This window comes from Cytobacillus massiliigabonensis (genome assembly GCF_900199725.1).
GTDB lineage: Bacteria > Bacillota > Bacilli > Bacillales > Cytobacillaceae > Cytobacillus > Cytobacillus massiliigabonensis.
On the sequence record NZ_LT904902.1, the window covers coordinates 1,078,749 to 1,101,922 of the forward strand.

At 36.7% G+C, this 23,174-nt stretch carries 24 protein-coding genes; 4 read left to right on the top strand and 20 right to left on the bottom strand.

Going from position 1 to position 23,174, the window contains the following annotated elements:
- Positions 1-69 precede the first annotated feature (69 nt).
- Both C1726_RS05810 and C1726_RS05815 read right to left on the bottom strand, forming a co-directional pair.
- Positions 70-2,766 carry a sensor domain-containing protein gene (locus C1726_RS05810; protein WP_180968110.1) on the bottom strand — a complete coding sequence of 899 codons (2,697 nt, stop codon included), beginning with the start codon at positions 2,764-2,766 and terminating at the stop codon, positions 70-72.
- A 210-nt stretch (positions 2,767-2,976) separates the two neighbouring features.
- Positions 2,977-3,798, bottom strand: coding sequence for a GNAT family N-acetyltransferase (locus tag C1726_RS05815; RefSeq protein WP_102272301.1), 822 nt, complete (start codon positions 3,796-3,798; stop codon positions 2,977-2,979).
- Positions 3,799-3,893: 95 nt separating this feature from the next.
- Here C1726_RS05815 and C1726_RS05820 point away from each other — a divergent pair, with 95 nt between their 5' ends.
- Positions 3,894-4,622, top strand: coding sequence for a DUF3888 domain-containing protein (locus C1726_RS05820; protein WP_102272302.1), 729 nt, complete (start codon positions 3,894-3,896; stop codon positions 4,620-4,622).
- Between the two features lie 88 nt (positions 4,623-4,710).
- On the opposite strand, the gene C1726_RS05825 is transcribed toward C1726_RS05820, so the two are convergent.
- The 3 genes from C1726_RS05825 to C1726_RS05835 form a co-directional block, all read right to left on the bottom strand.
- The gene (locus C1726_RS05825) at positions 4,711-5,973 is read right to left on the bottom strand and encodes a hypothetical protein (protein ID WP_102272303.1); all 1,263 of its coding nucleotides are present in this window, start codon (positions 5,971-5,973) and stop codon (positions 4,711-4,713) included.
- A gap of 387 nt (positions 5,974-6,360) precedes the next feature.
- Positions 6,361-6,843 (bottom strand): hypothetical protein, encoded by a 483-nt coding sequence (locus tag C1726_RS05830; RefSeq protein WP_102272304.1) that lies wholly within the window; start codon positions 6,841-6,843, stop codon positions 6,361-6,363.
- Positions 6,844-6,897: 54 nt separating this feature from the next.
- The gene (locus C1726_RS05835) at positions 6,898-7,341 is read right to left on the bottom strand and encodes a hypothetical protein (RefSeq protein ID WP_235822706.1); all 444 of its coding nucleotides are present in this window, start codon (positions 7,339-7,341) and stop codon (positions 6,898-6,900) included.
- 473 nt (positions 7,342-7,814) lie between these two features.
- Between C1726_RS05835 and C1726_RS05840 the strand changes: the two genes are divergently transcribed.
- On the top strand, positions 7,815-8,075 hold the full coding sequence (locus tag C1726_RS05840; RefSeq protein WP_102272305.1) for a hypothetical protein: 261 nt from the start codon (positions 7,815-7,817) through the stop codon (positions 8,073-8,075).
- Positions 8,076-8,175: 100 nt separating this feature from the next.
- Here the strand turns inward: C1726_RS05840 and C1726_RS05845 are convergent, their stop codons facing one another.
- From C1726_RS05845 to C1726_RS05860, 4 genes are all read right to left on the bottom strand, one after another.
- On the bottom strand, positions 8,176-8,745 hold the full coding sequence (locus C1726_RS05845; RefSeq protein WP_102272306.1) for a delta-aminolevulinic acid dehydratase: 570 nt from the start codon (positions 8,743-8,745) through the stop codon (positions 8,176-8,178).
- Positions 8,746-8,790: 45 nt separating this feature from the next.
- Complete coding sequence (locus C1726_RS05850; RefSeq protein WP_102272384.1) at positions 8,791-9,210, bottom strand: DUF4275 family protein; 420 nt, start codon at positions 9,208-9,210, stop codon at positions 8,791-8,793.
- A gap of 90 nt (positions 9,211-9,300) precedes the next feature.
- Positions 9,301-9,690, bottom strand: a complete 390-nt coding sequence (locus tag C1726_RS05855; protein WP_102272307.1) for a DUF5071 domain-containing protein — start codon at positions 9,688-9,690, stop codon at positions 9,301-9,303.
- A gap of 9 nt (positions 9,691-9,699) precedes the next feature.
- Positions 9,700-10,755 carry a DUF1835 domain-containing protein gene (locus tag C1726_RS05860; protein ID WP_102272308.1) on the bottom strand — a complete coding sequence of 352 codons (1,056 nt, stop codon included), beginning with the start codon at positions 10,753-10,755 and terminating at the stop codon, positions 9,700-9,702.
- Positions 10,756-10,894: 139 nt separating this feature from the next.
- Between C1726_RS05860 and C1726_RS05865 the strand changes: the two genes are divergently transcribed.
- Positions 10,895-11,644, top strand: a complete 750-nt coding sequence (locus C1726_RS05865; protein WP_102272309.1) for an AAA family ATPase — start codon at positions 10,895-10,897, stop codon at positions 11,642-11,644.
- 93 nt (positions 11,645-11,737) lie between these two features.
- Here C1726_RS05865 and C1726_RS26740 read toward each other — a convergent pair whose 3' ends face one another.
- Together C1726_RS26740 and C1726_RS05870 are read right to left on the bottom strand one after the other, a co-directional pair.
- Complete coding sequence (locus tag C1726_RS26740) at positions 11,738-11,869, bottom strand: hypothetical protein (protein WP_268877004.1); 132 nt, start codon at positions 11,867-11,869, stop codon at positions 11,738-11,740.
- A 28-nt stretch (positions 11,870-11,897) separates the two neighbouring features.
- Positions 11,898-12,779: a helix-turn-helix transcriptional regulator gene (locus C1726_RS05870; protein ID WP_102272310.1), complete on the bottom strand. Its 882-nt coding sequence runs from the start codon at positions 12,777-12,779 to the stop codon at positions 11,898-11,900.
- Positions 12,780-13,033: 254 nt separating this feature from the next.
- On the opposite strand from C1726_RS05870, the gene C1726_RS05880 reads away from it, so the two are divergent.
- Positions 13,034-14,023, top strand: coding sequence for a hypothetical protein (locus C1726_RS05880; protein WP_102272312.1), 990 nt, complete (start codon positions 13,034-13,036; stop codon positions 14,021-14,023).
- A 269-nt stretch (positions 14,024-14,292) separates the two neighbouring features.
- Here the strand turns inward: C1726_RS05880 and C1726_RS05885 are convergent, their stop codons facing one another.
- The 9 genes from C1726_RS05885 to C1726_RS05925 form a co-directional block, all read right to left on the bottom strand.
- Positions 14,293-14,724 (bottom strand): OmpA family protein, encoded by a 432-nt coding sequence (locus C1726_RS05885; RefSeq protein ID WP_102272313.1) that lies wholly within the window; start codon positions 14,722-14,724, stop codon positions 14,293-14,295.
- A gap of 27 nt (positions 14,725-14,751) precedes the next feature.
- Positions 14,752-15,705 carry a hypothetical protein gene (locus C1726_RS05890; RefSeq protein WP_102272314.1) on the bottom strand — a complete coding sequence of 318 codons (954 nt, stop codon included), beginning with the start codon at positions 15,703-15,705 and terminating at the stop codon, positions 14,752-14,754.
- Positions 15,706-15,882: 177 nt separating this feature from the next.
- A complete protein-coding gene (locus C1726_RS05895; protein ID WP_102272315.1) occupies positions 15,883-16,368 on the bottom strand; it encodes a hypothetical protein in 486 nt (161 codons plus the stop codon).
- A gap of 442 nt (positions 16,369-16,810) precedes the next feature.
- A complete protein-coding gene (locus C1726_RS05900; protein WP_102272316.1) occupies positions 16,811-17,746 on the bottom strand; it encodes a glycerophosphodiester phosphodiesterase in 936 nt (311 codons plus the stop codon).
- Between the two features lie 108 nt (positions 17,747-17,854).
- Positions 17,855-18,625, bottom strand: coding sequence for a glycerophosphodiester phosphodiesterase (locus C1726_RS05905; RefSeq protein ID WP_180968111.1), 771 nt, complete (start codon positions 18,623-18,625; stop codon positions 17,855-17,857).
- A gap of 149 nt (positions 18,626-18,774) precedes the next feature.
- The gene (locus C1726_RS05910; RefSeq protein WP_102272385.1) at positions 18,775-20,127 is read right to left on the bottom strand and encodes an ABC transporter substrate-binding protein; all 1,353 of its coding nucleotides are present in this window, start codon (positions 20,125-20,127) and stop codon (positions 18,775-18,777) included.
- A gap of 46 nt (positions 20,128-20,173) precedes the next feature.
- The gene (locus tag C1726_RS05915) at positions 20,174-20,989 is read right to left on the bottom strand and encodes a carbohydrate ABC transporter permease (protein WP_102272318.1); all 816 of its coding nucleotides are present in this window, start codon (positions 20,987-20,989) and stop codon (positions 20,174-20,176) included.
- A complete protein-coding gene (locus C1726_RS05920; RefSeq protein ID WP_102272386.1) occupies positions 20,986-21,924 on the bottom strand; it encodes a carbohydrate ABC transporter permease in 939 nt (312 codons plus the stop codon). The genes C1726_RS05915 and C1726_RS05920 overlap by 4 nt, the downstream gene beginning before the upstream one ends.
- Positions 21,925-21,926: 2 nt before the next feature.
- On the bottom strand, positions 21,927-23,048 hold the full coding sequence (locus C1726_RS05925) for an ABC transporter ATP-binding protein (protein WP_102272319.1): 1,122 nt from the start codon (positions 23,046-23,048) through the stop codon (positions 21,927-21,929).
- Positions 23,049-23,174: the final 126 nt, after the last annotated feature.

Here is a 23,174-nt window from a genome sequence, read left to right on the forward strand (position 1 = left end):
TTTGCTAAGTGAATAATCCATCTCAATCTTACCATTAAAATCCAATTACATCCTGCGATGCATAGCCTTTTAGTCCTCAGGAGATATATATTTTTTCGTAAACCGTTCAGGAAGTTTACTCCCCTTCTCTGCTTCATCTTTTAAAAATTGGAACAATCCCTCTTTCGATAATGGATAACTTATGAAATACCCTTGTACTTCATCCGTATTCATTTCAATAATGGCTGCTAACTCTTCTTCTGTTTCAATTCCTTCACTAACAACCTTTATGTTTAAGTCATGTGCGAGGTTGATCATCGCAGAAGTAATGGCAGCATTTTCCTTTGCATCAGGTATACCCGTTATAAATGAGCGGTCGATTTTAAGCACATCAACCGACAATCTTTTCAAATAGGAGATAGACGAATTGCCTGTTCCAAAGTCATCAATTGATAAACATACCCCTAAGGCACGCAAGTTTTTTAAAACATTTAATATTTCTTGGTCATCATTTATGAGCATACTCTCGGTTACTTCAAGTTCCAAAGAACAAGGACGCAATTGATATTGTTGGAGCATGGTCTTTATCGTTTGGTCAAAGTTTGATTGGTATAACTGTCTAACCGAAACATTGACAGAGATTTTCAAATCTTTCTTTCCTGACAAATGAAGTTGTTTTAAAGTTCGTAAAGATTCCGATAGTACCCATTCGCCCAAATGGACAATATCCCCTGTTTCTTCTGCTATCTTGATAAATTCACTAGGATGTATTACACCTAATTCCGGATGTTTCCAGCGCGCTAAAGACTCGGATGTGGAAATTCTCCCTGTTTTCACATCCATTCTAGGCTGATACAACAGATAGAAGTCATTATTCTTAAGAGAACTCTCTAATGTAGTCTGCAAAATAAACTTTCTTTCCTCTTGTTCACTCAAATTTGACTCAAAAATTTTAAAATTATCCTTGCCTCTTGATTTTACATAATACATTGCTTTATCTGCTTTGCTAACCAGCTCATTTATCTCCGTTCCGTGAGTAGGATATGCACTAATTCCAATACTCGCCGACGTGCGGAACAATTTATTATCAATAATAAAACCTTGCTTAAAAGAGGCCATAATCCGTTTTGCGATTCTAGTAGTAATCTTCAAATTTGGAATATTAGGAGTGATGATAACGAATTCATCTCCCCCTACGCGAGCAAGGGTGTCTTCGGCTCGAATGCTATGAAGAATTCGTTTCCCCGCTTCTATGATTAGTTCATCACCGTAGACATGCCCTAAATTATCATTAACAAATTTTAAGCGGTCAAGGTCTATATACATAATCCCCATCATAAGAGAGTTATTCTTCGCTTCATCAAGATGGAAAGTCATCAGTTCCAGTAGTCTTCTACGATTTGGCAATCCTGTTAAATGGTCTTGATAAGCTAACTCTTCAATGGTTTTCATGTGTTTTTTTTGTTCCGTTACATCTTTAGCAATGCAAAAGACACCTTCTACTTCGGACTTCACACTGATTGGCATGACGGTCAGGTCTAAATCAACAAGATGGCCTTCCTTATGAATGGCTTGGAGCTGGATCCTTTTTGATTCGCCCAGCAATACCTGTTCAAATACATGGGCTGCTGTTTCAATATATTCAGGAGATACTACATTGATGGCAATTTGCTGCAGTATCTCTTCTTTTTTATAACCAAACGTTCTTACCCCCATGTCATTAATAGACAGAATATATCCTTCTAAATCAAGTAAAACAACCGTGTCTAAATTGTTTTCAAAAAGGGACTTGTATTGAATTTCTGAACGTTCTAACCGATTTTCCTCAAAAAGTCTTTTTGTAATATCTTGCATGGTTCCAACAATCATGGTAGGCTGTCCATTCTCATCCAGCATGGATTGTGATACCGTATAAATCGTGCTTATAGATCCGTCATTTTTAAGAATTCGATACACATTAGTGACAGAGTGTCCCTTTACTTCCTGTTCCTTACTAGTTATAAGCACTTTACGGTCATCAGGATGAACTTTTGATAACAATAATTCAAAACTCGCCTCTGCATTTTTCGAGATTTCAAGCAGCTCGTAAATAGGGGGGCTCCAAATAAGCTTTTCATGAATAGTATCGTATTCCCAGTAAAAAATGCCTGCTGTTTTCTGAGCTGTAGAAAGAGCCTTTTCTCGTTTTTCTAATTCAATTTGCATCTGGTGCTTTTCAGTTATATTTATTACATTTCCTATAATTACATTATTTCCGTTAAACCATTCTAATGTTGGATATAAATCTAAAAATAGCTCAACCCCATCTTTTCTTTGGGCTCTAATTTGATATTTAGCAGCAACATCTTTCCCTTCAAATCTATCTTTTATGTTTTTAGAGACTATATCTTGAAAATCAACGGATAAGAGATCACTAAGTCCAATTTTCTTTTCATAAAATTCTTCTATGGAATAACCAAATAACTCAGCAAAGGCAGGGCTAATATATAAAAACCCTTTATCACTGATAATATAAGCTGCAATAGTAGAGCTTTCCAGTGTTAATTTATATTGCTGTAATTCTATTTCGGAAGCAATGTATTTCTGATGTTGTTTCCTTATGTATTTCGATAGTATGAATAAAGGCGGCAGCATGAGAATCAATAGAATTCCATGAAGGATATAAGGGTGAATTTGAAGATTATCGGAAAATTTGCGAATGAAAATTTCGTCTAAAATACGAGCGAATACAACCAGGATGATAGCAAAAATCCCTAATCCTAATGAATAAAATGCAGTATATTTCACATGCCAACCTCCACACATTAACGAGAAAACCCTCAATAGAAATGCCTTATCAAACATTTCATTCGTTCTTATTTATTATTACCTGCAAAGGGCTCCTTATGAATTTTCACATCCCCCTGTTGGCAGCAGACAGCAAGTACTTGGCCATTAAAAAGATCTCGTTTCGAGTCCGGTCCGGCTTATTAAAAAGAAGTAAATTTCATTTTCGGATTACACTTTGCTCATTCTGCTATCCTTAAGTATACAAGACAAAGTAAAATTGACAATGGAAAGTTCCATTGTTGTTTGATACCCCAGGCCTTCATATACGCGTACTGCAGGTGTATTATCTGCCAATACGCCCAGATAAACATCTGGTGAAATCTTTTTGCCGAGGTGTGTTAATTCACTTGTTATCAGCTTAGCTAATCCTCTTCCCCTGTAATCAATCCTAGTAACGATGTTTCCAAGTTCTACAAGCTGAGAGTCATAAAAATGGAAGCCTCCTACAGCTACGAAGTCTTCCCCTTCTTTGATTCCAAGAAAAGGACAATTCTCTATCTCACCTCTAGTAAAAAACTTCATTTCACTTCTATGTAAAAAATCAATCACCTTGGAATATTCATTTTCACTAATTTTCTCTGCACTGAGTGAATCAAGGAGTTTCAATTCATCTTGATGCTTCATAGTAAAAAAGCGTTGAGGGTTCCCTTTGATAAGACCAAAGGATTGAAAAAGTAAAAGATCCTGATGACTGAGTATCGTGCCACAAACAGCATTCTCATTAAGTTTGATCGTTTCTCTTGTGAAAGCAATTAATTCTGGAAAAAAGATGTCTTGCTCTTCAACTCGGAAGAAAGAAAAGGCTGGAAAAGAAAGTTCGTTGAGATAAGCTAATACGGCAGTAAGTTGCTGATTAACAAATTGACAAATATATTGAGCCCTTTCCTTGCGTTGAGTTAAATAACTGTAAAAAAGCAAATTCTGATCGGCATGAATGTGGGGCAATAAATCAAAAATTTTATCGTGGGTAAGCAATCGATGGGACAACATTTTAGGCACCTCTCAATCTATATATTTCCATTTTAATCGATAAGATGAATCAACTAAGAGACCTTTGTCACAATATAAGATGGAGGTGAATGAATATGAGTCCAAAGCGATCCGCAATTTCTGTAATTACTGTACTTCTTATGTGTATTTTAGTGCCTTGCACAGCCCATGCAGCTAAACAATCGGGCAATAATGGCAGTATGAATTTCGATATTGACTTAACAGGTTATCAGCTCTACGGATTTGGTGATTTTAATCAGCTAGGCTATAAAATAACACCACTTGCACAATTATATTTTACAATTATTCAGCTGGAAGAAGAATGGATGGATGAACCACGACTATATATCAAGGGGAACAAAGGATATGTTCACATTTGGAAAGAAGATGGCACGAATATACTTTATATTGTTGAAAAACAAACAAGTGGGCCATTAAAAGATATGTGGAAAATTGTTGATGTTAAAAGAAAGGAAATGAACCGAATACCAGTTCCAAAACAATTGCTTAAAGAAGCATTGATTGAACGTTTAGTAGACCCCATAAGTCATGCGATTGAAACCTATTATAAACCAAAACTGTGGGATCGGGGATTCGAGAAAATCCTGAAAATAGAGAGAGATGAATCAAATTTCAACTTAAATGTAACAGTGCAAGTTCAAACCTTTGAGGGAGCACATAATCCGCCTTATGGTGAAGAAACAATGACATTTCAAATTAGAGGCAGCCAAATTAAGGTTGTCGATTATAAACATAGAGACATTCCAGAAGAAGAATGGACAAAGATAGAATTAAGAAATCATCCTTATAAGAAAACAAACTAAACTTCCTCATTTAATATAAGTAAAATAGGATACAAACTATAAAAAAGAGTGAACCATTACCGCTCACTCTTTTTTATACAACTATAAGTTATGTATTAGAAATTGAACGTTGAGGCATAATGACGAAACCCATTGCCCGCCGTGATTTAAGAATATTAATCAATTGATTCTGAAGAGAGGCATTGCATGTTACCTCTATAATAACCTCACTTTTACGGTTTGCTAGGATTTTTATCTTCCTTTTACTAACCGCTAATTCGATTATCAATCCTAAGAAAAAGCCACCTGCTAAACCTAACAGCCCCCAAATGATTGGTCCCCAGTCCCAAATGAAACCATAAATTGCACCCAAAACCGCAAAGATCGTTCCGCCCATCATAGCCCCATCCAGAACACTTCTCCCATCTACACGATCAATCGTGTCCAGGATATGAATTTGCGTGTCAAGATTTTCTAAAGGCAATGCCACGATATTCTGCGGGGGCACTCCCAACTTTTCAATATCATGGATAATCATTTCCACAAAGGGCGAATGGTCAATTGCTGCGATTATTTTTGTTGGATTTTCTTCTATTGTGATTGGCTGTGTCAAGCTTGCATCCCTCACTCTAAGAAATCGTATTTGCTCAATATCGAATAATGTATTGTTTTCAGTAACCGATACATATGCCTGATAGATTGCAAAAGCGTACATAGAAGGCAAGAATAAAAACCATTGCCAATCTACAAAAGCAGTTACTTTATCAAAATCCCCTAGAAATGAATGGAGAAAGGTTCGAACAGCCGCTGCCCGATGGCAAACATATATCCACCAAGCCAAAATAAATGTGCCAACAACTGTACTGCCTCCATATAATTGACCCAGCCCTGGAGTAAAAGCGGACCAGATCAAACCCACCAATGGACTTTTTTTATCCAGCATGACTACATCAAAAAAGCTAACATCTGAAGGTGTGACGGGTGCATCTTCAATTTCAGCCAAAACGTGGCTTTTTTTGATTTCTACCGCACAGCGATAACTGTCCCAGATGCTATATACGTATACTGCCACATAAAGCAAAGCCCAATCCTGATTTAATATCGCCTTCGCCTCATCAAACCTGCCGAGAAAGGAGAAGGCAATCGCCATGTTTAGATGGGACAGGTTGTTTACCACAAGCTCCCAGATTATAAGAATCAAACCATGAAGATACTTACCTATGAACATGTGCCCAAAACCAGGAAAAGCAGCAGACCACCATGCCGCAATCCAAGGAGTACGGGGATATACCGAATTGGTCCCAAATACTGATATTTTTCCTTTAGAATAGCGGGGCTTTATGCTAGCTGACTCAAACTTCTGATGCGGCATAGATCATGCTCTCCTTCGGCTCCATCTCCTTTAATAATCTTACCAGCAATTACCTATATTATTCGGCTGCCCTAGCAAATCTTACCTTGTTATTCATTAATTGCGTAGTGTGGAATTTAATAGGCGGAGAATTTCCGGCTAATGTATGAAAAGGAAGCTTAAGAAGCAGAAATAAGCGGAATATTTCCGGTTAACTCCTATAAATAAGACAAATTCCAGCACTTTTTGATACATTAAGCGGAAAAACTCCCCTTATTTTTAAGGAAATATCGGTATTTCCCAATTTAAACGGAATTTTTCCGTTTATTTTCAAACACAGTAAAAGCAACAGCCTATTTTATTAAAACTCTGGCACTGTACCAAAAAGAAGAGCGCAATTCTTTTTCTTCATGAATTGCACCCATTTATGAAACTTTGCTTTTCAATGTTACAGACCCATTTATAATAAAATAAAACTGCAGTTAACAAAACAGGGTTAACCAATAATGAATACCAAATACGCCACCAGCCATGACGAAAATATCCCCAAGGTTCAGGTAATAACGAAATTAATTCATATAATGTAATAGCTAGTACCCAGCATAGTATATAAAGTATTTGTTTATAAAATAATTGCTTAAATGGATACCAATTTAAAAATATAATATTAACAGGCGGAATTAGTACAGTGAAGGCGGGAAGAACCCACCAATTAATTTCTTTCGTAAAGTACCAGTAACCATGGTATTTAAAGTCTATATAAGTCTCAGTAACCGCCTGGAAAGCGATTGTAAACGTCCATATATGCAGCAGCTGATTTTTGTTTAGCCGTTTATTGGTTGTAAAAGCAAATAAATTAAAAAGAATAATCACAATAATAAATCCGATCATCGAAAAAATACATCCTTTTTAATAAATAGCTTTTTCAACCACATCTCTAATTATTCATTCTTCCGATAGTATCAGCTCTCTTAGCTTCTTTGTCATTTGTGGAGAAGTGAGATAAACGGAGTCATCAGTTATATACATGAATGTGCTTTTTTCATTTTCTTTTCCCAGCCATAAATGAATGCCATGTGTTGGGAGTTCCCCTTCGTCTGATTCGTATTCCACCATTACATCATACTCAGGTTCAGATATATCAGCCTTTCCGGGCTGTTTAACAGATGTTGTTATTGCCTTTTCAAATATATTTAAAGATTTCTTATCCTTGAAGGATAAGAAAATATCTTCATTCATTTCTCCAAATCCGTTTGATTTTGCTATTTTTACTTCAGAAACTTTTTCATCTAAAAGAACCATTGTTTCTGCTTGATCTGTTTGACAAGCGGCCATTGTAATTGCCGCACATATAATTGATAAGATTGAAAATATCACTTTCTTGCTCATGCTGCTCCTCCTTCAATAATGTTAACCGCTCTAGCTGCTAATCAGCCCGTCCCTTCTGCTCTACTTTGATCTATTCTTGCGATATGTCTTATGAATATAAATCATCATAAAGCTAAGTATGAGAGCACATATACCATTAAACCACACTAATCTTGTATTTGTTTCCCAGTGGATTACGATCTGGCCGATTATGGTGATTAATAAAATGAATAATAATGCGAACATCCAATTAGATTGAATGGTTTTCATAGTTGCTGCACCACTTTCTTTAATCTGCTGTTTTTATGTTATGACCTTGTTGCATCAAGATTTTCAACGAATTCTAATATATAATAAAAGAACACTACTTATTGGAGGGGCTGCACTTGAACCTTCTTATTCGATTTCCTGCCATCAGGCTTTGCCTGTAATTGTCTAATTTTCTCCTGGGGGACTTTTATGGGCTAAGCCATTCCCAAGGAGTGTGATGGCAAGTGAAACCGCATCAAAAAAATCGAAATCGTGCTTATTATCGGCACCACCGAAACAGAATCATTCAACGCAAAACAAAGATTGCCAAACAATCTGGATGGCACTCTCGCTTCACAGGATATTTTGCAAAAGGGAAAGTACACTGTTCCTGCTGGATGTGTACACAGAAAACAAACAGAAATGGATTTCCTCATTCACAAGTCATGCAATTGGAACGTTTAGAAAGTCAGCTATGTGAGTATTTGAATGAAAGGGAGTATTAATCTTTAACCGTGCAGGGGATGTAACTTCTCCTGCATCTTTATTATCTGTCTGGACACTCATCCGTACCTAATAAAAATATAAGCCTTTAAACGGAGTTGTTTAGACAATTGTATTTGGAGATACAAAAAGTTTATACATTAAACTTTCCTCATCAATAGATTTTGCAATATCAAACGCTTCCTGCTGATTTTTTTTGTTGTTAATCATCTCGTACATAAATCGAATCACAAACATTAACGATGAATTCCCATCAATATAATCGTCTGGTGCTATGTAAGAATGACAGCCACATTCCAGGAATGCATTCGCTAATTTTTCTTCTCCTAACGTACACCCGCTTGCTATGACTTTTATATTTTTTAAATTTGTATATCTCTTTACATCATGACAGTCAAAAAACTCTCCTCTTGGTTCATCAGGCTCATAGACTTCTTCTCCCAATTCCGGCATACATAATCTCCCCTCATCTCCATGAAACGCCAGAATTAAATAATCACAACTTTTATCCAGCTCTTCACCAGATAAGACATCAATTAGATCATTAGGTCTCCCAATCCAATGTACTGTAACCTTTGCGCCAAAATATTCAAGTGTTGATCGCAAAGCAAATGCCTCCATATCACAATTAGGTCCAACAGCTAATGTAATATATAACTCTGGTCTGCTCACTTTCTCTCACTTCCTTGCTTCAAAAATTTTTGTAATGAATAAGTGCTAATCAATCTCTTTTCTATTGAAATAAGGACCACACCAGCCTGTTTCATGGGTTCTGACATACGTCCACTTAAACTCTTTATCTACAACATACACATCTTCTTCATTTGAAAAATCATCTGCATTTAATAACGATGCATTTTCAAGAATCAAAGCATCATTTGAGTGCTGATAAAAAACATAACAGAATTTCTTTCCTTCTTTGTTAAATGCTATATCAGCTTGGTTGTCTTTCAAGCAATTCTTTTTTTCATAACTAAATATGTGCCATAAATAGTCTTCAAGAAAAATAGATTGCTTTTCCCTATTATCAAGATGATTGGCAAAATTGTCTTCCCATTGCTTCCGCAAATACGTTCCCCACTTAGGTATTTCAGTTATCTTTACTTTTTTCTTTTTTAGCAAGGATATTAAATCCATCATCGTTTCCAAAACAGCACCTACCTGCTATATATTAGTCAGAGTACCCTCTGATTTTTATATGTTTTACCATTATTCTTAACTCCGCATTCATCCAATCGTCCGTAAAATCTCCCTTGCTATTTCATCAAGCTCTTCTAATTTTTCCCCTGCTGTAGGACTTTCAACAAGTCTTGTTAATTCAGCTTTTAAATGCTTCCTCATATCTTCTGGCAACTTTTTGGCCAATATGATTAAACACCAATATTTCCACACATCATCATTTGTGGCTAATACCTCTTTAATAAGCGGAACCAGTTCATTTGGAAATGTTAAAAGCAGCTCTGCAACCTCTCTAGCAATCGGCCAATTCATATCCTGAATCCATTCCATTAAATCTGGCAGCAAGGGCAAGAGTGCTGTTCGTTCCATTTGCTTTAATTGATGCACTCGATCAAAGTCATGCTTATCCGTTGGCAGGTAATCCTCGTAACTATTCATATTGCCCCCTCACTGCTTTAGCCGTACACTGTAATACCGCATCGCTTTCAAATTCCCTTCCATTTCAAAAACGCCTTTTTCAATTAGCTTTCTTAGCCGATACTCGAAAAATGAATCCCCCATATATTGGTCTAAATGCCCGATCACTTCTCCTATTAACCTAGCAGATTTCATAAATACTTCAGGTTCTTTTGCACGTTCTCGGTTAATCTGAAGTTTCTTTGCCATATTGATCATATACTGGTCGTAATAGTCTTCTCTGACACTCTTTATCTTTTCATTTTGCCAAATTCGCAAAGTTTCCTCGGTTTCTGCAAGTGCTGCCCACTCTTCTACAAGTGCCTTCCTTTCCTCTTTTGACAAAGATGCATTCAATTTACTTTCTTCGTAAATAACTTGTAATTTTTCTGGAATGATTTCTCCAGTCTTTATCGCCATGTATTCGATATCAGGCCGATTAAATTTTCCCGCAAACATTTTTGTTGAATTAATCACTTTGATGTCATTCATTTTATTCTTTAGTATGTGCAGAACATATCGAAGTCCTGTTTGTTCATGGGCATTTTCAGCCACCCATATGGTTATCGGCACATCCTCTGGAATAGAATCGATCTGGTCCAACGTTTCATAAAATTTTTTTTGATAATCTCGAAAATCATCATGTTCGTCATTCATGACCTTTTGCATAAAATCAAATCTAACTTGCTGTCCTGCCTTTTCATGCAGCTTCCAGACTGGACCAACCGAGAACATGTACCAAAAGGAAATGACCTTTTCACTTTTAGATACACCCATTTGCTTTAAAGCATATTTTAAAGAACCTGCAGGAGAATCACCGAAAAGAATATGGATCATATGAAGATTCCCTTCTTGGCTCCTTTCTGTCCGTGCCCTTGCTATTTCGAAAACCGTTTCATATATATTTTCAATATCACTTACAAACTCTGTCTCCGAATACTTTGTTTCTCGCAAAAGGTTCATTCTTAGAAGGACGTGAAAGAGCAGTGATTTCGCTTCCTCTTCTGGCAGTTCCTTGATCGCCTTTTTCAACTTTTCTATTTCCATACACTGTTCCTCCTGAATATCCCCTATTATCTTAAATCTATCGGTAAAATCAATCTATTAATTATTATTTTATGTTATTATTTGGTATTAAGAAAGTCATATGTAAAATACTTCAAAATACATACCGAGGTGTTGTTTTGTGGAGGAAAATCAATATATAAGAGGCATACAACTGAAACGTGACAGCATCGCTTCTTTTAATCACTATCCCTTTCATTTGCCAAGCATTAAGACATTGGATGAACTATCCTTTCATCCAAACGTCACCTATTTCGTTGGCGAAAATGGAATGGGTAAATCAACGTTATTAGAAGCGATTGCGATTGCTGCTGGATTTAATCCAGAAGGAGGCTCATTAAATTTTAATTTTACTACCTTTAATTCGCACTCTCCGCTGGACAAGTATATTAAGCTGATCAAAGGGGTTGAAAGGCCGCAGGATGGATTTTTCCTTCGTGCAGAGACCTTTTATAATGTAGCAACAAACATAGAAGAATTAGACAGGGAACCAGCACCTGGACCCAAAATTATTGAATCATTCGGAGGCGTATCCCTTCATGAGCAATCACATGGAGAGTCCTTTTGGGCAACATTTGTGAATCGTTTTCGCGGAAACGGCATTTATCTATTAGATGAACCGGAGGCTGCCTTATCCCCTTTAAGACAGCTATCCATGTTAGCCCATATTCATGAATTAGTCCATCAAAATTCGCAATTTATTATTGCTACCCATTCACCAATCGTCATGTCCTATCCGAATGCTAAAATTATCGAACTGACAGAGGAAGGGGCAAAAGAAACATCGCTTGAAGAAACAAATCATTATAGCATCATGAAGCAATTTTTTGATAACAGAGACAGATTGCTTCATCATTTATTGGATCAATAGCCTATAGTTATCCTATTCAGCCTGTCATTTTCTGCATTTGCTTATCTGCAGGCTGAATTTTTTCTTCACTGTTTTTCCTTTGCTTAGCTAAGGTCACCCAAAGGTTAAGAAATCCTTTAAAAATTGAGCAATCATATTGCCTGCAAAAAACTTTCCAGCGATAATAGCTCCCGCAAATACGATCCCCATTACAATGCCAAGCGTTTGTTTTTTTGAATCAAGCATATCCATCCTTCCTTTCAAAAACTGTTCATCATTCTTCAAAAGATAAATTGACGGGCTCATCTAAAAGATCAGAAGAAAAATCAATGTTCGTTGTCGGAGTTTGTTTATCCACTTCCTCAAATTTAAGCTCATCTATCCACACTTGCCCATTTCCTGATAGCAAAACTCCAAATGCGATGACTGCACTATTTTCTGGCACATCTAAAACGATATGATAATGATTCCACTCATGATTCCCCATAATTGGGCGGTCACTCATATTATCAAATTGCAGCACATCCCCAAGGGAATCATCAATACGCATCCAAAATCCACAGAATCCATCAACATCTTGCGTCTTTATAAATCCAGAGAGCTTTAATCTTTTGCCAAGATACTTCTCAGCTTTAAATTCCTGCATCATTGTTGCGAATTCACCTTGCCCATGAACGGTAACAGATTTTAAAAAGCCAGATGCCTTTCCTTTATGAAAGGTTTCCCTATCAATTCCCATCTGATAGTTAAATGGATGACTTCCGCTTAATTTCCACCCTTTTAATAACTGCTCATTTTTCAAACTAATTTCCTCCCTTTGTAAAGTCAATTTACTCATCATTTTACGATAATGTCCTGGCGGCAAATGATAAAACTTCTTAAACGAACGAGTAAATGATTCTTGCGTTTCAAAGCGATAATAGAGAGCAATATCGATGATCTTTTCATCCGTATATAGCAGCATGTTGGCTGAGTTCGCAATTCTTCTATAGCGAATATATTCAGATGCAGTCACACCAACCTCCTTTTGAAAAATACGATGATAATGATACTTTGAAAAGCCTGCAAACTGAGCAACACATTCTAAAGATAACTCTTCATGCAAGTTCATCTCTATATACTCAATTGATTTTTGGATGATGGGACTGTAGCTCATTCCATGCACCTCCTCACTAATAAGATAACAAAAGAAAACATGTTTTTTTTGACTTATCTTGCTTTATTTAAAGAATCCCTCCAATTTATTGCAAAAGAAAAGAGAGAGTTTCCTCTCCCTGTAATCAACATCGCCTATATTTTTGCCCAAACACTTGATATACAAATCCTAACATTATATAGTTATTATGGTTGAAATAGTAATATTTCACTATTACAATTATCCTATTATTACTATATGGAGGAATTATAACTTTGAGCATCATTTACATTATTATCATTTTAACTACTTTGTACTTAGCATCAAAAAAGAACAGGAATCCAATATTTTGGCTGATTGGATCTATTCTGTTGCCGCCAGCAGCAATAATTGCTATTTTGATAGTAAAACCACTGCCAAAAATTGCAAATAACGACTTATCTGCCAACTCTGTAATAAATCAAGATACGACAAACAAATTTGATAAATATACGATTAATAGTAAATGGTTTAAACAATACAAGTCACCATTGTCTGTGATTGTGCTAACTGGAATATTTGCACTTACAGGTTATGTCTATGAATATTTTTATTTATCATTCCTTAGTCATTTTGATAACAATAACATTGATAAAGTTGTTAAGCTTCTATTGATAAATCAACTACGAGGAGACACCTTAACTTTAGAAAGTATAACTGCTGTTGCAAATTCATTGCATTATAACTCGACTTCTTTGGGCAATGCTTTAGAAGAAATATTTATGAAAAATTCTTTTAAGAATGCACTACTCTTTGGTTTTATAGGCTTAATTTTGTCTTTATTAATAATATCTAAGGATATTGCAAAGAAAATCAGTGAATCCCGTCAAACAAACTTCTCCAAATTTTTAAAATTTATTTCCGATCGAAGAAAAGGTATTGTTCTATCATTAGTTTCTATCTGGCTTACAGGATATTTGTTTGGAATGGGCGGCTATTATTTTAAACAGTTTTATGTAAATCTAGATAAAGCAGAATACTACCATGAATTATTTAAAGAACAATATGGGGAAGATCAATATCCAGAAATTAAACCGTATGTTTCATCATTTTTAGAAGGTGAGTATTATATCGTTGATGGGGCAACACTTTATGAAGCAGAGCTAACTAAAGACAAAACTAAAAAGTTTGGCTACATACTTGGGATTATTCTTGTTCTATATAGAAATCGATCACGCCTTGCAAGCATAATGAATAAAAATGAAAAGTTTAGTCGAGCCAGTTAACGCAAATTCATATTAAATATATATAAGATTGAACGATGCATTGAGTAACCAGAAAACTGAGTAACAATTTCTAAATGTACATCATGATGGACCTTAATTACAAGCAACTCAAACCGTTTTATTTCACACCCTTCATGGATAGCAAGCTGCAATTAAAAATGCCAATCGATATCGATTGGCATTAAAGCTATATAATAATAGGCACTGATTAATATTCTATCTTATCTGGTTAGAGGAAGCTCTATTAACCTAACGTTTTTTCTATTCTATTATTTAGGATTAATCACAATTTCCACTCGACGATTTTTTGCTTTCCCTTCCTCTGAATCATTTGAAGCAATCGGCATGGATTCACCATATCCTGATGTACTCATCTTAATCAAGTCAATTTTCCCGCTTTGCCGTAAATAGGCTTCCACTGATTTTGCCCTTTTTTCTGATAGCATCAGATTATACTGTTCATCAGCTGTACTATCGGTATGCCCATTAATTTGAATAACGGTGTCAGCTTCCAATTTTGCTAAAGCTTGAATTAATTCATTCAATGTTTTTTGTGCATCAGGCTTCAAATCACTTTGATCATGATTAAATAAAATATCATCTGGCAATTGAATTTTTGTTTCTTCCCCATCTGTAGTAACCTTAGTTTTTTCCGGAGCTTTAACGGTTGGCGGTTTCGGATATAGGACAGCTTCAATCATTTTCCCGCTCTCCTTATTAGGAATAACCTACTCACCCGTCATTTTTTCGAAATGTTCCCCGTAAATTTGCTTCATTTTTGTTTTTAATATATGCCCGCTGCTCGGTTCTGAAGTAATAGTAATATAGCCATTTTCTGTGATAGTATCATATGGAATCTGCAATGAAAAAGTACCGTCACTAACGACATATGTACTTGAATTTAACCAATTTTGCGGAAGTGTCGCATCTTCGGATGAATAGTAGGAAGCAGATAATGCAGTTCCCTCTAATAAGTTCGATTTCCCTTTTACATAGAAATAATAATGGTCATTCGTTAATTCAGCTTTGACCCATACATTCGTGCTGCCATAATCATCCGGAACCTTCTCCCTTTTTGGTGTTTCTATCGGATATACGGTTTCTTTTCCGCTAGGCAATACAAGGATGGGAGCATATATTTTTTGAAATTCTTCATCAATGATTTCATCTTTGTAGACAAAAGGTCCCTTTAAGTTCTCCCCGTGCTCACCATAAACTGCCTCAATCTCATCAGTCTGATCTGATCCTACAAGACTAACTGTAATCGTTACTAAAGTATACCCATAGCCTTTTAAATCGGTTGGTATTTCATATGTAAAATTCCCATCCTTATCGACAACGACTGACTTTTCACATAGAAGGCAAATCGGATTCCGTATTGAAAATGGCCGATCCAGCCAATCAATTTGTACTTTTGCACCTTCCATTAAATTACTTTTACCATTGACTACAATCTTCCCATTTTTGTTTTCTACATTGCCGCTTAACTTGATGTTCGTCGGATCAGCATCATCTTCTTTATTTTCTGCTACAGCTTCTTTTTCTGCAGCTTGGTTTGTATTCTCAACAGCAATATGACTGCTTTTTTCCTCTTTTGCCTGTTCTTCCTTATTACTCTCACATCCAATTAAGAAAATGAATGTCACTAAAATAAGTGTAAACCAACTCGTTTTTCTCCCCATGTTCTCCTCCTAAATTACCAATTCTTTCTATAATTTAAACGATTTTTAACTAACAGGGAATAAGCGTTTAGTTCTAGGAGAAATGTCACGCATATGGAGATTAGCTTGTGGGAAACCTGATTCATCTATTGCAGAAACGCACCATTTATTTTAACTACATTTACTAGCAAACCTTCTTTAAGTATGGGTAAGATAAAAACTGAAAATTTGATAGGCATATACCAAAGAACTGATAAACAGAATCGAACGTAAAACCATCTGAGTATAATTACTATTGTTCTTTTTGTATTTATAAAGCAGCCAGTACCAAATAAACAGAAGTAGGATAGGTGTTCCAAGAAACATCCATGGGGGAGCAGGTTCCATCGGTGTGGGTAGCATACTTGTTAGAAATAAACTATACACTGTAAAAATCCCAGAAAGGAATAAACTAAAAAATGCCCAATTTTTAGCTGGACGAATCAACTTTATCTTTTTTGGATTTATACTAAAAATACGCCATGTGTAATCACTGAGCCATAACACACTGAACACAAAAGGAATAAATAATATAAATACATTAATCTTTCCCATAAACCCTGCACCAAGGATCAAGAAAAAGGATAAGAAAGAGAGGAGAATAAGGGCCATGAAATAACCTAAATGAACAAACACTATCTTCACAGTAATCACCTTCCTTTTAGGTTCCAGGTAAGCTTCTTAGTAAATAGTTCAAATTGAACGAAAAGAGAGGCAAGATTCTGCTAACCTGCCTCTTTACTTGAAAAGGACTAATACCTCATTTCTTGTTATTTGCCCTAAATATACTTTTTTAGCTATTTCATAAGCACCTTTATTCATCTCCATTGTAATCTTCAAAGCTGCCACCCCGTCTGAATTTTTATAGCTAAAACATAACACAATTTTTATCATTCATGCTTATGATATTCATGTCTCAATGGTGACTTATGGGATGACGAAGTTTTTTACTTAATTTTAGACTGCAAGAAAATAAGCTTGGGGAACTCCCCAAGCATTTTTATTGATAAGGGTATATAATCCTGAAAAAAGCGGGTATCAGAAGAAATTTATATTAACCCGGGGAGGTCTTACAAGAATTAAATACTTATTTAAGCAGATCGACTAACTTGTCTGGAGAGTTTGTAAATTCCCCGTCAACACCAAGCGAAAGAAGGCCAGCCATATCGTCCTGTGAATTGACAGTCCAAGGATGAACTACAAGCTTGTTCTTGTGAGCAGCTTCCATAAATTTGGGTACCACGAGTTCCTTACTAGGACCTACACCATAAGCATAATAAGAGATTCGATTGAATTCATGGTATACATCTTTACCTTTCAGCATACTTGCTGTGTAGAGTTGAATGAGCTTTAAATTTGGAACCAGAGATTTCAGCTTACGAAGGCTATCCTCGCTGAATGATTCAATAATTAGATTCTTATCATCTATGACATTATTTCTTTTCAGTATATTTATCAATTTCTCTTCCATTCGAGGATAGATATTTGATGCTTTTGTTTCTATATAAAGGCTTAATTCCCCATTTCCCTGATGTTTTACCCATTTAATAGCTTCATCTAATGTTGGTACATGTTGACCAATGTATTCTTTTTGAGCCAAGTTCGGATAAGTCTTATTGAACCATGACTCAGCATCTAATTGACGGATCTCTTCTAATGTAAAATCTTTTACACGCCATGGTGCTCGATCTGGAAAAATTTGCTCTGCATTTGTGGTTCTAGCAAGTGTTTCATCATGCATAGTGATCAATTGACCATCCTTTGTCATTTGTAAGTCGATTTCTACATAATCTGCTTTCATCTTAATGGCCTGTTTATATGCTAGTAATGTATGTTCCGGTGCATATGCAGATGCTTCACGATGGGCAATTACTGAGACACGGGGGGTTATCGGGTGTAAGGAAGATTTTTTATTATTCTCAGCAATGATTTGTCTTGATGCCAGTTCATTAAAAGCCCAAGGAACCACTATGGTTACCAAAAGAGAGAGGCAAGCAAGAGCAGCTATAAAACGGTTCTTCATTATGATAAACATCCTTAATGTTTTTAAATATTTTAACAATATTTGGTGGAAGTGTGTTCAAAAAAATCTCTTAATTAACGCTAACATACACCTATCTTTTTTAACGCTTTAAACCATTGCCTCCCGCTTATTTCTAAGGGGGATCACTCTTTCAGGAAAATCTGTAATAATCGCATTGACCTGTAATTCTAACAGTTGGAGGATTTGAGCTGGTTCATTAACTGTCCAAACTCGAACATTTTCATATAGCCCTATTAAATTCATCGGCTTGTAGATTACGTTAGTTCTTGGCAAAACGATATTCTTATTAAGATGTAAAGCATCGAGATCAAGTGTTTCAATATAATCACCTGGAAGGGAGATTTCCTCATTTAATAACCAGGAAATGTGTGCATCTGGGATCACCTTTTTCATTCGCAATAAAGACGGCAAATGGAAAGAGGAGTAAACCACTTTTCTACCGTTTCCATATTTTTCAACAATTGATTGGACTTTCTCTTCAATCCCTTTATAAGCTACTGCATACGTTTTTAACTCAATATTGAGTTCTATCTGATAGGGTGCGATTAATTCCAGAACTTCCTGCAGCGTCGGCACTTTTTCCATATCCCAAGATTCATCATATTCAGGGAAATGAGTAAAGGAACTTCCGGCACTAACCTGCCTAATTTCTTCTAATGTCATTTGTTTTATCCAGCCGGTTCCATTTGTGGTACGGTCAAGTGTTTCATCATGAATCACGACAACTTCACCATCTTTTGTCAGGTGGACATCTATTTCAAGACCGTCAACACCTTGATCGATGGCTTTTTTGAAACTTAACAATGTATTTTCAGGATAGCTGCCTTTGGCACCCCGATGCCCATAAATTTTGGTCATTAAAATTCACCCTTCCTTCTTAGAAAAGCGCAAGCGCCTTGGTCATCCTTGCACTAGACATTTCTCAAAGTCGAAAATTTATAATTTCTTATCGATTGCAAAAGGAGAAAAAAGTATGGAAGCCCACACCTTTTTCTCTTTCATATAATTTAATCTTCTCCTCTTGCTTTATTCGCCTGTTCAATGGCTTTATTAAATTGTTCGACGGCCGTTTTATAAGCTTTGTCTACTTCTCCGCCATTATAGACTGTTTCAAGAGCTGTTTCGATAATTTTACGTCCTTCAGGAAGCATGTCCATTAATGCCCCTTGAGTGGCATAGGATGATTTTGTTGATTGTAATTGTTCTACCGTTACTTGTAATTGCGGTTTCTCAGTCCAAGCATCTTTCACTGCTTGTTCTTCATAAGCAGCTGGGTTGATAGCAAAGTAACCTGTACCAACATGCCATTTCGCTTGGACTTCAGGTGTTTGAAGATATTTCATGAATTCCCAGGCTGCCTGAGATTCTGCTTCTGGTTTGCCATCGATCATCCATAAGCTTGCGCCGCCAATGACAACGCCTTTGCGTTCTTTATCTTCAGGATGCGGAAGGAAAGCAATCCCTACTTCAAATGGAGCATTGTCGATTACGTCTCTGGCACTTGCAGAAGATTGCAAGAACATCGCTACATCACCAGCTAAGAAACCAGCAACCATGTTGTCACCGTTTGTCCCATAGTTTGCGAATGTTCCATCATCAACCATATTTTTTACCCAATTAAAAATTGATTTTCCTTCTTCTTCATTCCATCCGATTTCAGTTGGCGTATCAGTTCGCCCATTATCGTTGTTTAACAATAGTGCACCTTGGTTCGCAAGAAGCTGTTCCCATAGCCAGCCGTAAGCCTGTAAAGCAAAACCTTTCATATCCGGATTCGATTTTGTGATAGCTTTAGCTGCTTCTTCTGCTTCTTTAAAAGTAGCCGGCGCTTTTTCCGGATCTAATCCAGCTGCTTCAAACGCATCTTTATTATAATACATAACAGGTGTAGAAGAGTTAAACGGCATCGAATAGAATGTACCATCTAGCGAATAGTATTTCGTGATGTTTTCTTCTAATCCGCTCATATCATAATTATCTTTATCAACAAATTCTTGGATTGGGATAATATTTCCGCTATTAATCATTGATTTTGTTCCAATTTCAAAGGTTTGAATCATGGTCGGTGCACTATCTGTCCCAGCGACTGCATTAAATTTAGTCAAAGCCTCATCATAGGTCCCCTGAAATTGAGCATTTACCTGGATTTTTTCTTGAGATTGATTGAAATCCTCCACAATGCTGTTCAACGTTTCCTGACCGGCACCGCTCATCGCATGCCAGAATGTGACCACTTGTTTTTTACCGCTTTTTTCAGATGCTGTGTTTTCTGAGCTGTCTCCAGAAGTGCTATTTCCGCCAGAACATGCAGTTAACAGCAAGAGAATGCTTATTGTAAGAATCGATATGAGTTTCTTCATTTTTTCTTCTCCTTTTTTAGTTGAATGATTGGAAGAAAGATCACAGTTATTTAACTGCACCTTCAGTTAACCCTTTTTGCAATTTCTTTTGACCTAGGAAAAGCAAGATTAAGGTCGGGATGATAACAATGACAGAACCTGCCATAATGACACCCCATTGGTTTAATTGCTCCTGGGTTTGCAATTGCTTCAAACCGATTTGAATGGTGCGCACGGTATCATTCGTGGAGGCCAAGAGCGGCCATAGATACATATTCCACGAAGTTAAGAAGCCATAAATACCGAGCGTTACTAAACTCGTTCTGGAAACAGGCAGAGCAACCGTTAAAAAGAATTTAAAGTCGCCCATTCCAGCAATCATGCTGGCTTCACGTAATTCTTTAGGGATTTGCTTGAAATTTTGCCGCAATAAGAAGGTTCCAAACGTCGTTGCAAAAAAGGGCACAGTCAGTCCCGCATACGAATCGATCCAGCCTAGATCACGTATAATGTGAAAGTTTGGAATGACCGATGCTTCAAAAGGAACCATCATCGTCGCGATAAAAAGATAAAATAGGAAATTCCTTCCTTTAAACTCCAAAAATACAAACGCATAGGCGGCCATTGCTGATAAAATTAGTTGTCCAATTGTGATGATAATCGAAACGATCAAACTGTTAAAAAGAAAACGAAGCAAAGGCAAGCGCTCAAAGCCGGCAATATAATTATCAAAGGTAAAGGCCGTCGGCAAGCTTCCGGTTAAAATATCCTGGTTTGTCATAAAACTCATAACTACGGCCATTATGGCCGGACCAGCAAGCAGAAGGGCCGAAATGACCAACAGCACATAAAAGATGATCTTTTTTCCCGTTGACAGCATCATTGATAATGAACCTTCCTTTCGCCCAGTTTAAATTGCAGTGCAGTCATCAGTAAAATAAGAATGAATAACACAACTGCCTGGGCACTGGCTGATCCAAACTGATAGTTCACAAATGCTTCCCGATAAATCGAATAAACGATTAAATTTGTCCCATTTGCAGGACCACCTTGGGTTAAAATATCAATCTGCCCAAAGGTTTGAAATGCATTAATAATCGATACGGTTGTCACAAAGAAAAAGGTTGGCGACAGCATCGGGATTGTAATTCTTCGAAGCTTGTAAAAATAACCTGTGCCTTCAATATCGGCACTTTCATAGAGAGAAGAATCAATCGATTGCAATCCCCCGAGCAAGATTAGAAAAGTAAAGCCGATATTCATCCAAATAGTCGTAACAGACACAGAAAAAAGTGCCCATTTCGGATCAGTCAGCCACTCAATCGCATCTAGTCCGAATGTTTCAAGGATTTTGTTCAGGAATCCCATTGTCGGATTAAATAAATACATCCAAAATACGGAAGCAGCCGCAACCGACACCCCCATGGTAGAAGAGAAAATGGTCCGAAAAAAGCCGATCCCCTTTAATTTTTCATTGGCAAGCACGGCTAAAGCTAAACTGATCACAACCGTTGGAGCTACCGTATAGAAAACAAATAAAAAGGTATTCTTCACACTCTTCATAAAAATCGGATCGGTAAACAAAGCTTTATAGTTTTCCCAGCCTACAAAAACAGTCGTTGCCCCCTGCGCATTAGTCAGAAAAAAGCTCAAGTAAATGGTCTTAAACATCGGGTAGAACAAAAAGACACCAAATAAAAGAAGTGAAGGCAATAAGAACAGCATTCCTTTTAAGAAACTCTTCAACCGGTTTTGCTTTTTTACTCGTTCTGCTTGAAAAATATAAGTTTCATTCGTTTCGAGTGTCGGGTAGGTCATACTCATACGGTTACAACCTCTTGTCTCTTTTCTAGTTCCGCAGATTTGATTAATTTTCCTGAATCGGCATCAAAGAATAAAAGGAATTCCGGCAGAAGCTGTACAGGTACATTCTGTCCAAAATTAATTGACCATTGTCCAGGCCATTTTGCCGTCCACACCTCAGAACCGACATCAAAGGCAATCGAGGTTTCATTTCCTAACTGCTCAACATTGACTGCCTCTAGATAGTAGATGTTCTCTTTTTTCGATAGAGCAGGTGTCAGATGTTCTGCACGAATGCCGACTTTTAAATTCCGATTCCTGGGAATACCCAGGAAAACAGAAGGGTCTACTGGAATATGTATCTGGTTTTCTATTATTAGACGTTTGCCATTTTCAGAGAAAACAGAGTTCCCTATATTCATTTTTGGGGAACCGATAAAAGAAGCGACGAATAAGTTTGCAGGTTCATTATAGAGTGTAATAGGTTTGCCTACTTGCTGAATCTGACCATCATCTAGCACCATGATCCGATCACCCATTGTCATCGCTTCCACTTGATCATGAGTCACATAAATCATCGTCAATCCTAGCCTTTTTTGCAGCCTGCGGATTTCTACCCGCATATTAGCCCGAAGCTTCGCATCTAAATTTGACAACGGCTCATCCATTAAACAAAGCGGTGCATGACTGACAACCGAACGGCCAAGTGCAACCCGTTGTCTCTGCCCGCCCGAAAGTTCTCGTGGCTTCCGATTCAATAGCTCAGTAAGTCCCAACATTTCTGCAGCTTCTTTAAGTCTTCTCTGCTGTTCTTGTTTATCTACTTTCCGGCCTTTTAGGCCAAAGAGAATATTCTCTTTAACCGTTAAATGCGGATATAAGGCATAATTTTGGAAGACCATTGATAAATTCCGATCTTTCGGAGGAAGATGGTTCACGGTCTGACCGTTTATTTTCAAGAAACCTCCCGAAATATCCTCAAGTCCAGCAATCATTCTAAGCAATGTGCTCTTTCCTGAACCAGAAGGACCAACAAGAACAAAAAATTCTCCTTCTTCAATCGATAGATTAATTCCATTCAATACATCTTTTTGCTTATCGTATGATTTAGAAATATTGATCAGTTCTATCTGACTCATACTCGCCCCCTCCTTTCTAAATACAGGATTATTAAAGCATAGTTTTTTTCAAAAAACCCACATTTTACAGATTACTTACAGTTAATTTACATTCAATTTATGATGCAATAACTTTAATCGAAAAAA

Bases quoted from the DNA above. Each gene is read 5' to 3' on its own strand.
- C1726_RS05855 (WP_102272307.1), bottom strand. From the start codon at position 9,690: ATGAATAGTTACGAGGATTACCTGCCAACGGATAAGCATGACTTTGAT.
- C1726_RS05825 (WP_102272303.1), bottom strand. From the start codon at position 5,973: ATGCCGCATCAGAAGTTTGAGTCAGCTAGCATAAAGCCCCGCTATTCT.
- C1726_RS05835 (WP_235822706.1), bottom strand. From the start codon at position 7,341: ATGAGCAAGAAAGTGATATTTTCAATCTTATCAATTATATGTGCGGCA.
- C1726_RS05890 (WP_102272314.1), bottom strand. From the start codon at position 15,705: ATGGGGAGAAAAACGAGTTGGTTTACACTTATTTTAGTGACATTCATT.
- C1726_RS05870 (WP_102272310.1), bottom strand. From the start codon at position 12,779: ATGAGCTACAGTCCCATCATCCAAAAATCAATTGAGTATATAGAGATG.
- C1726_RS05900 (WP_102272316.1), bottom strand. From the start codon at position 17,746: ATGAAGAACCGTTTTATAGCTGCTCTTGCTTGCCTCTCTCTTTTGGTA.
- C1726_RS05850 (WP_102272384.1), bottom strand. From the start codon at position 9,210: ATGGATTTAATATCCTTGCTAAAAAAGAAAAAAGTAAAGATAACTGAA.
- C1726_RS05830 (WP_102272304.1), bottom strand. From the start codon at position 6,843: ATGATCGGATTTATTATTGTGATTATTCTTTTTAATTTATTTGCTTTT.
- C1726_RS05915 (WP_102272318.1), bottom strand. From the start codon at position 20,989: ATGATGCTGTCAACGGGAAAAAAGATCATCTTTTATGTGCTGTTGGTC.
- C1726_RS05925 (WP_102272319.1), bottom strand. From the start codon at position 23,048: ATGAGTCAGATAGAACTGATCAATATTTCTAAATCATACGATAAGCAA.
- C1726_RS26740 (WP_268877004.1), bottom strand. From the start codon at position 11,869: ATGCTTGATTCAAAAAAACAAACGCTTGGCATTGTAATGGGGATCGTA.
- C1726_RS05920 (WP_102272386.1), bottom strand. From the start codon at position 21,924: ATGACCTACCCGACACTCGAAACGAATGAAACTTATATTTTTCAAGCA.
- C1726_RS05815 (WP_102272301.1), bottom strand. From the start codon at position 3,798: ATGTTGTCCCATCGATTGCTTACCCACGATAAAATTTTTGATTTATTG.
- C1726_RS05905 (WP_180968111.1), bottom strand. From the start codon at position 18,625: ATGACCAAAATTTATGGGCATCGGGGTGCCAAAGGCAGCTATCCTGAA.
- C1726_RS05860 (WP_102272308.1), bottom strand. From the start codon at position 10,755: ATGGAAATAGAAAAGTTGAAAAAGGCGATCAAGGAACTGCCAGAAGAG.
- C1726_RS05910 (WP_102272385.1), bottom strand. From the start codon at position 20,127: ATGAAGAAACTCATATCGATTCTTACAATAAGCATTCTCTTGCTGTTA.
- C1726_RS05885 (WP_102272313.1), bottom strand. From the start codon at position 14,724: ATGATTGAAGCTGTCCTATATCCGAAACCGCCAACCGTTAAAGCTCCG.
- C1726_RS05820 (WP_102272302.1), top strand. From the start codon at position 3,894: ATGAGTCCAAAGCGATCCGCAATTTCTGTAATTACTGTACTTCTTATG.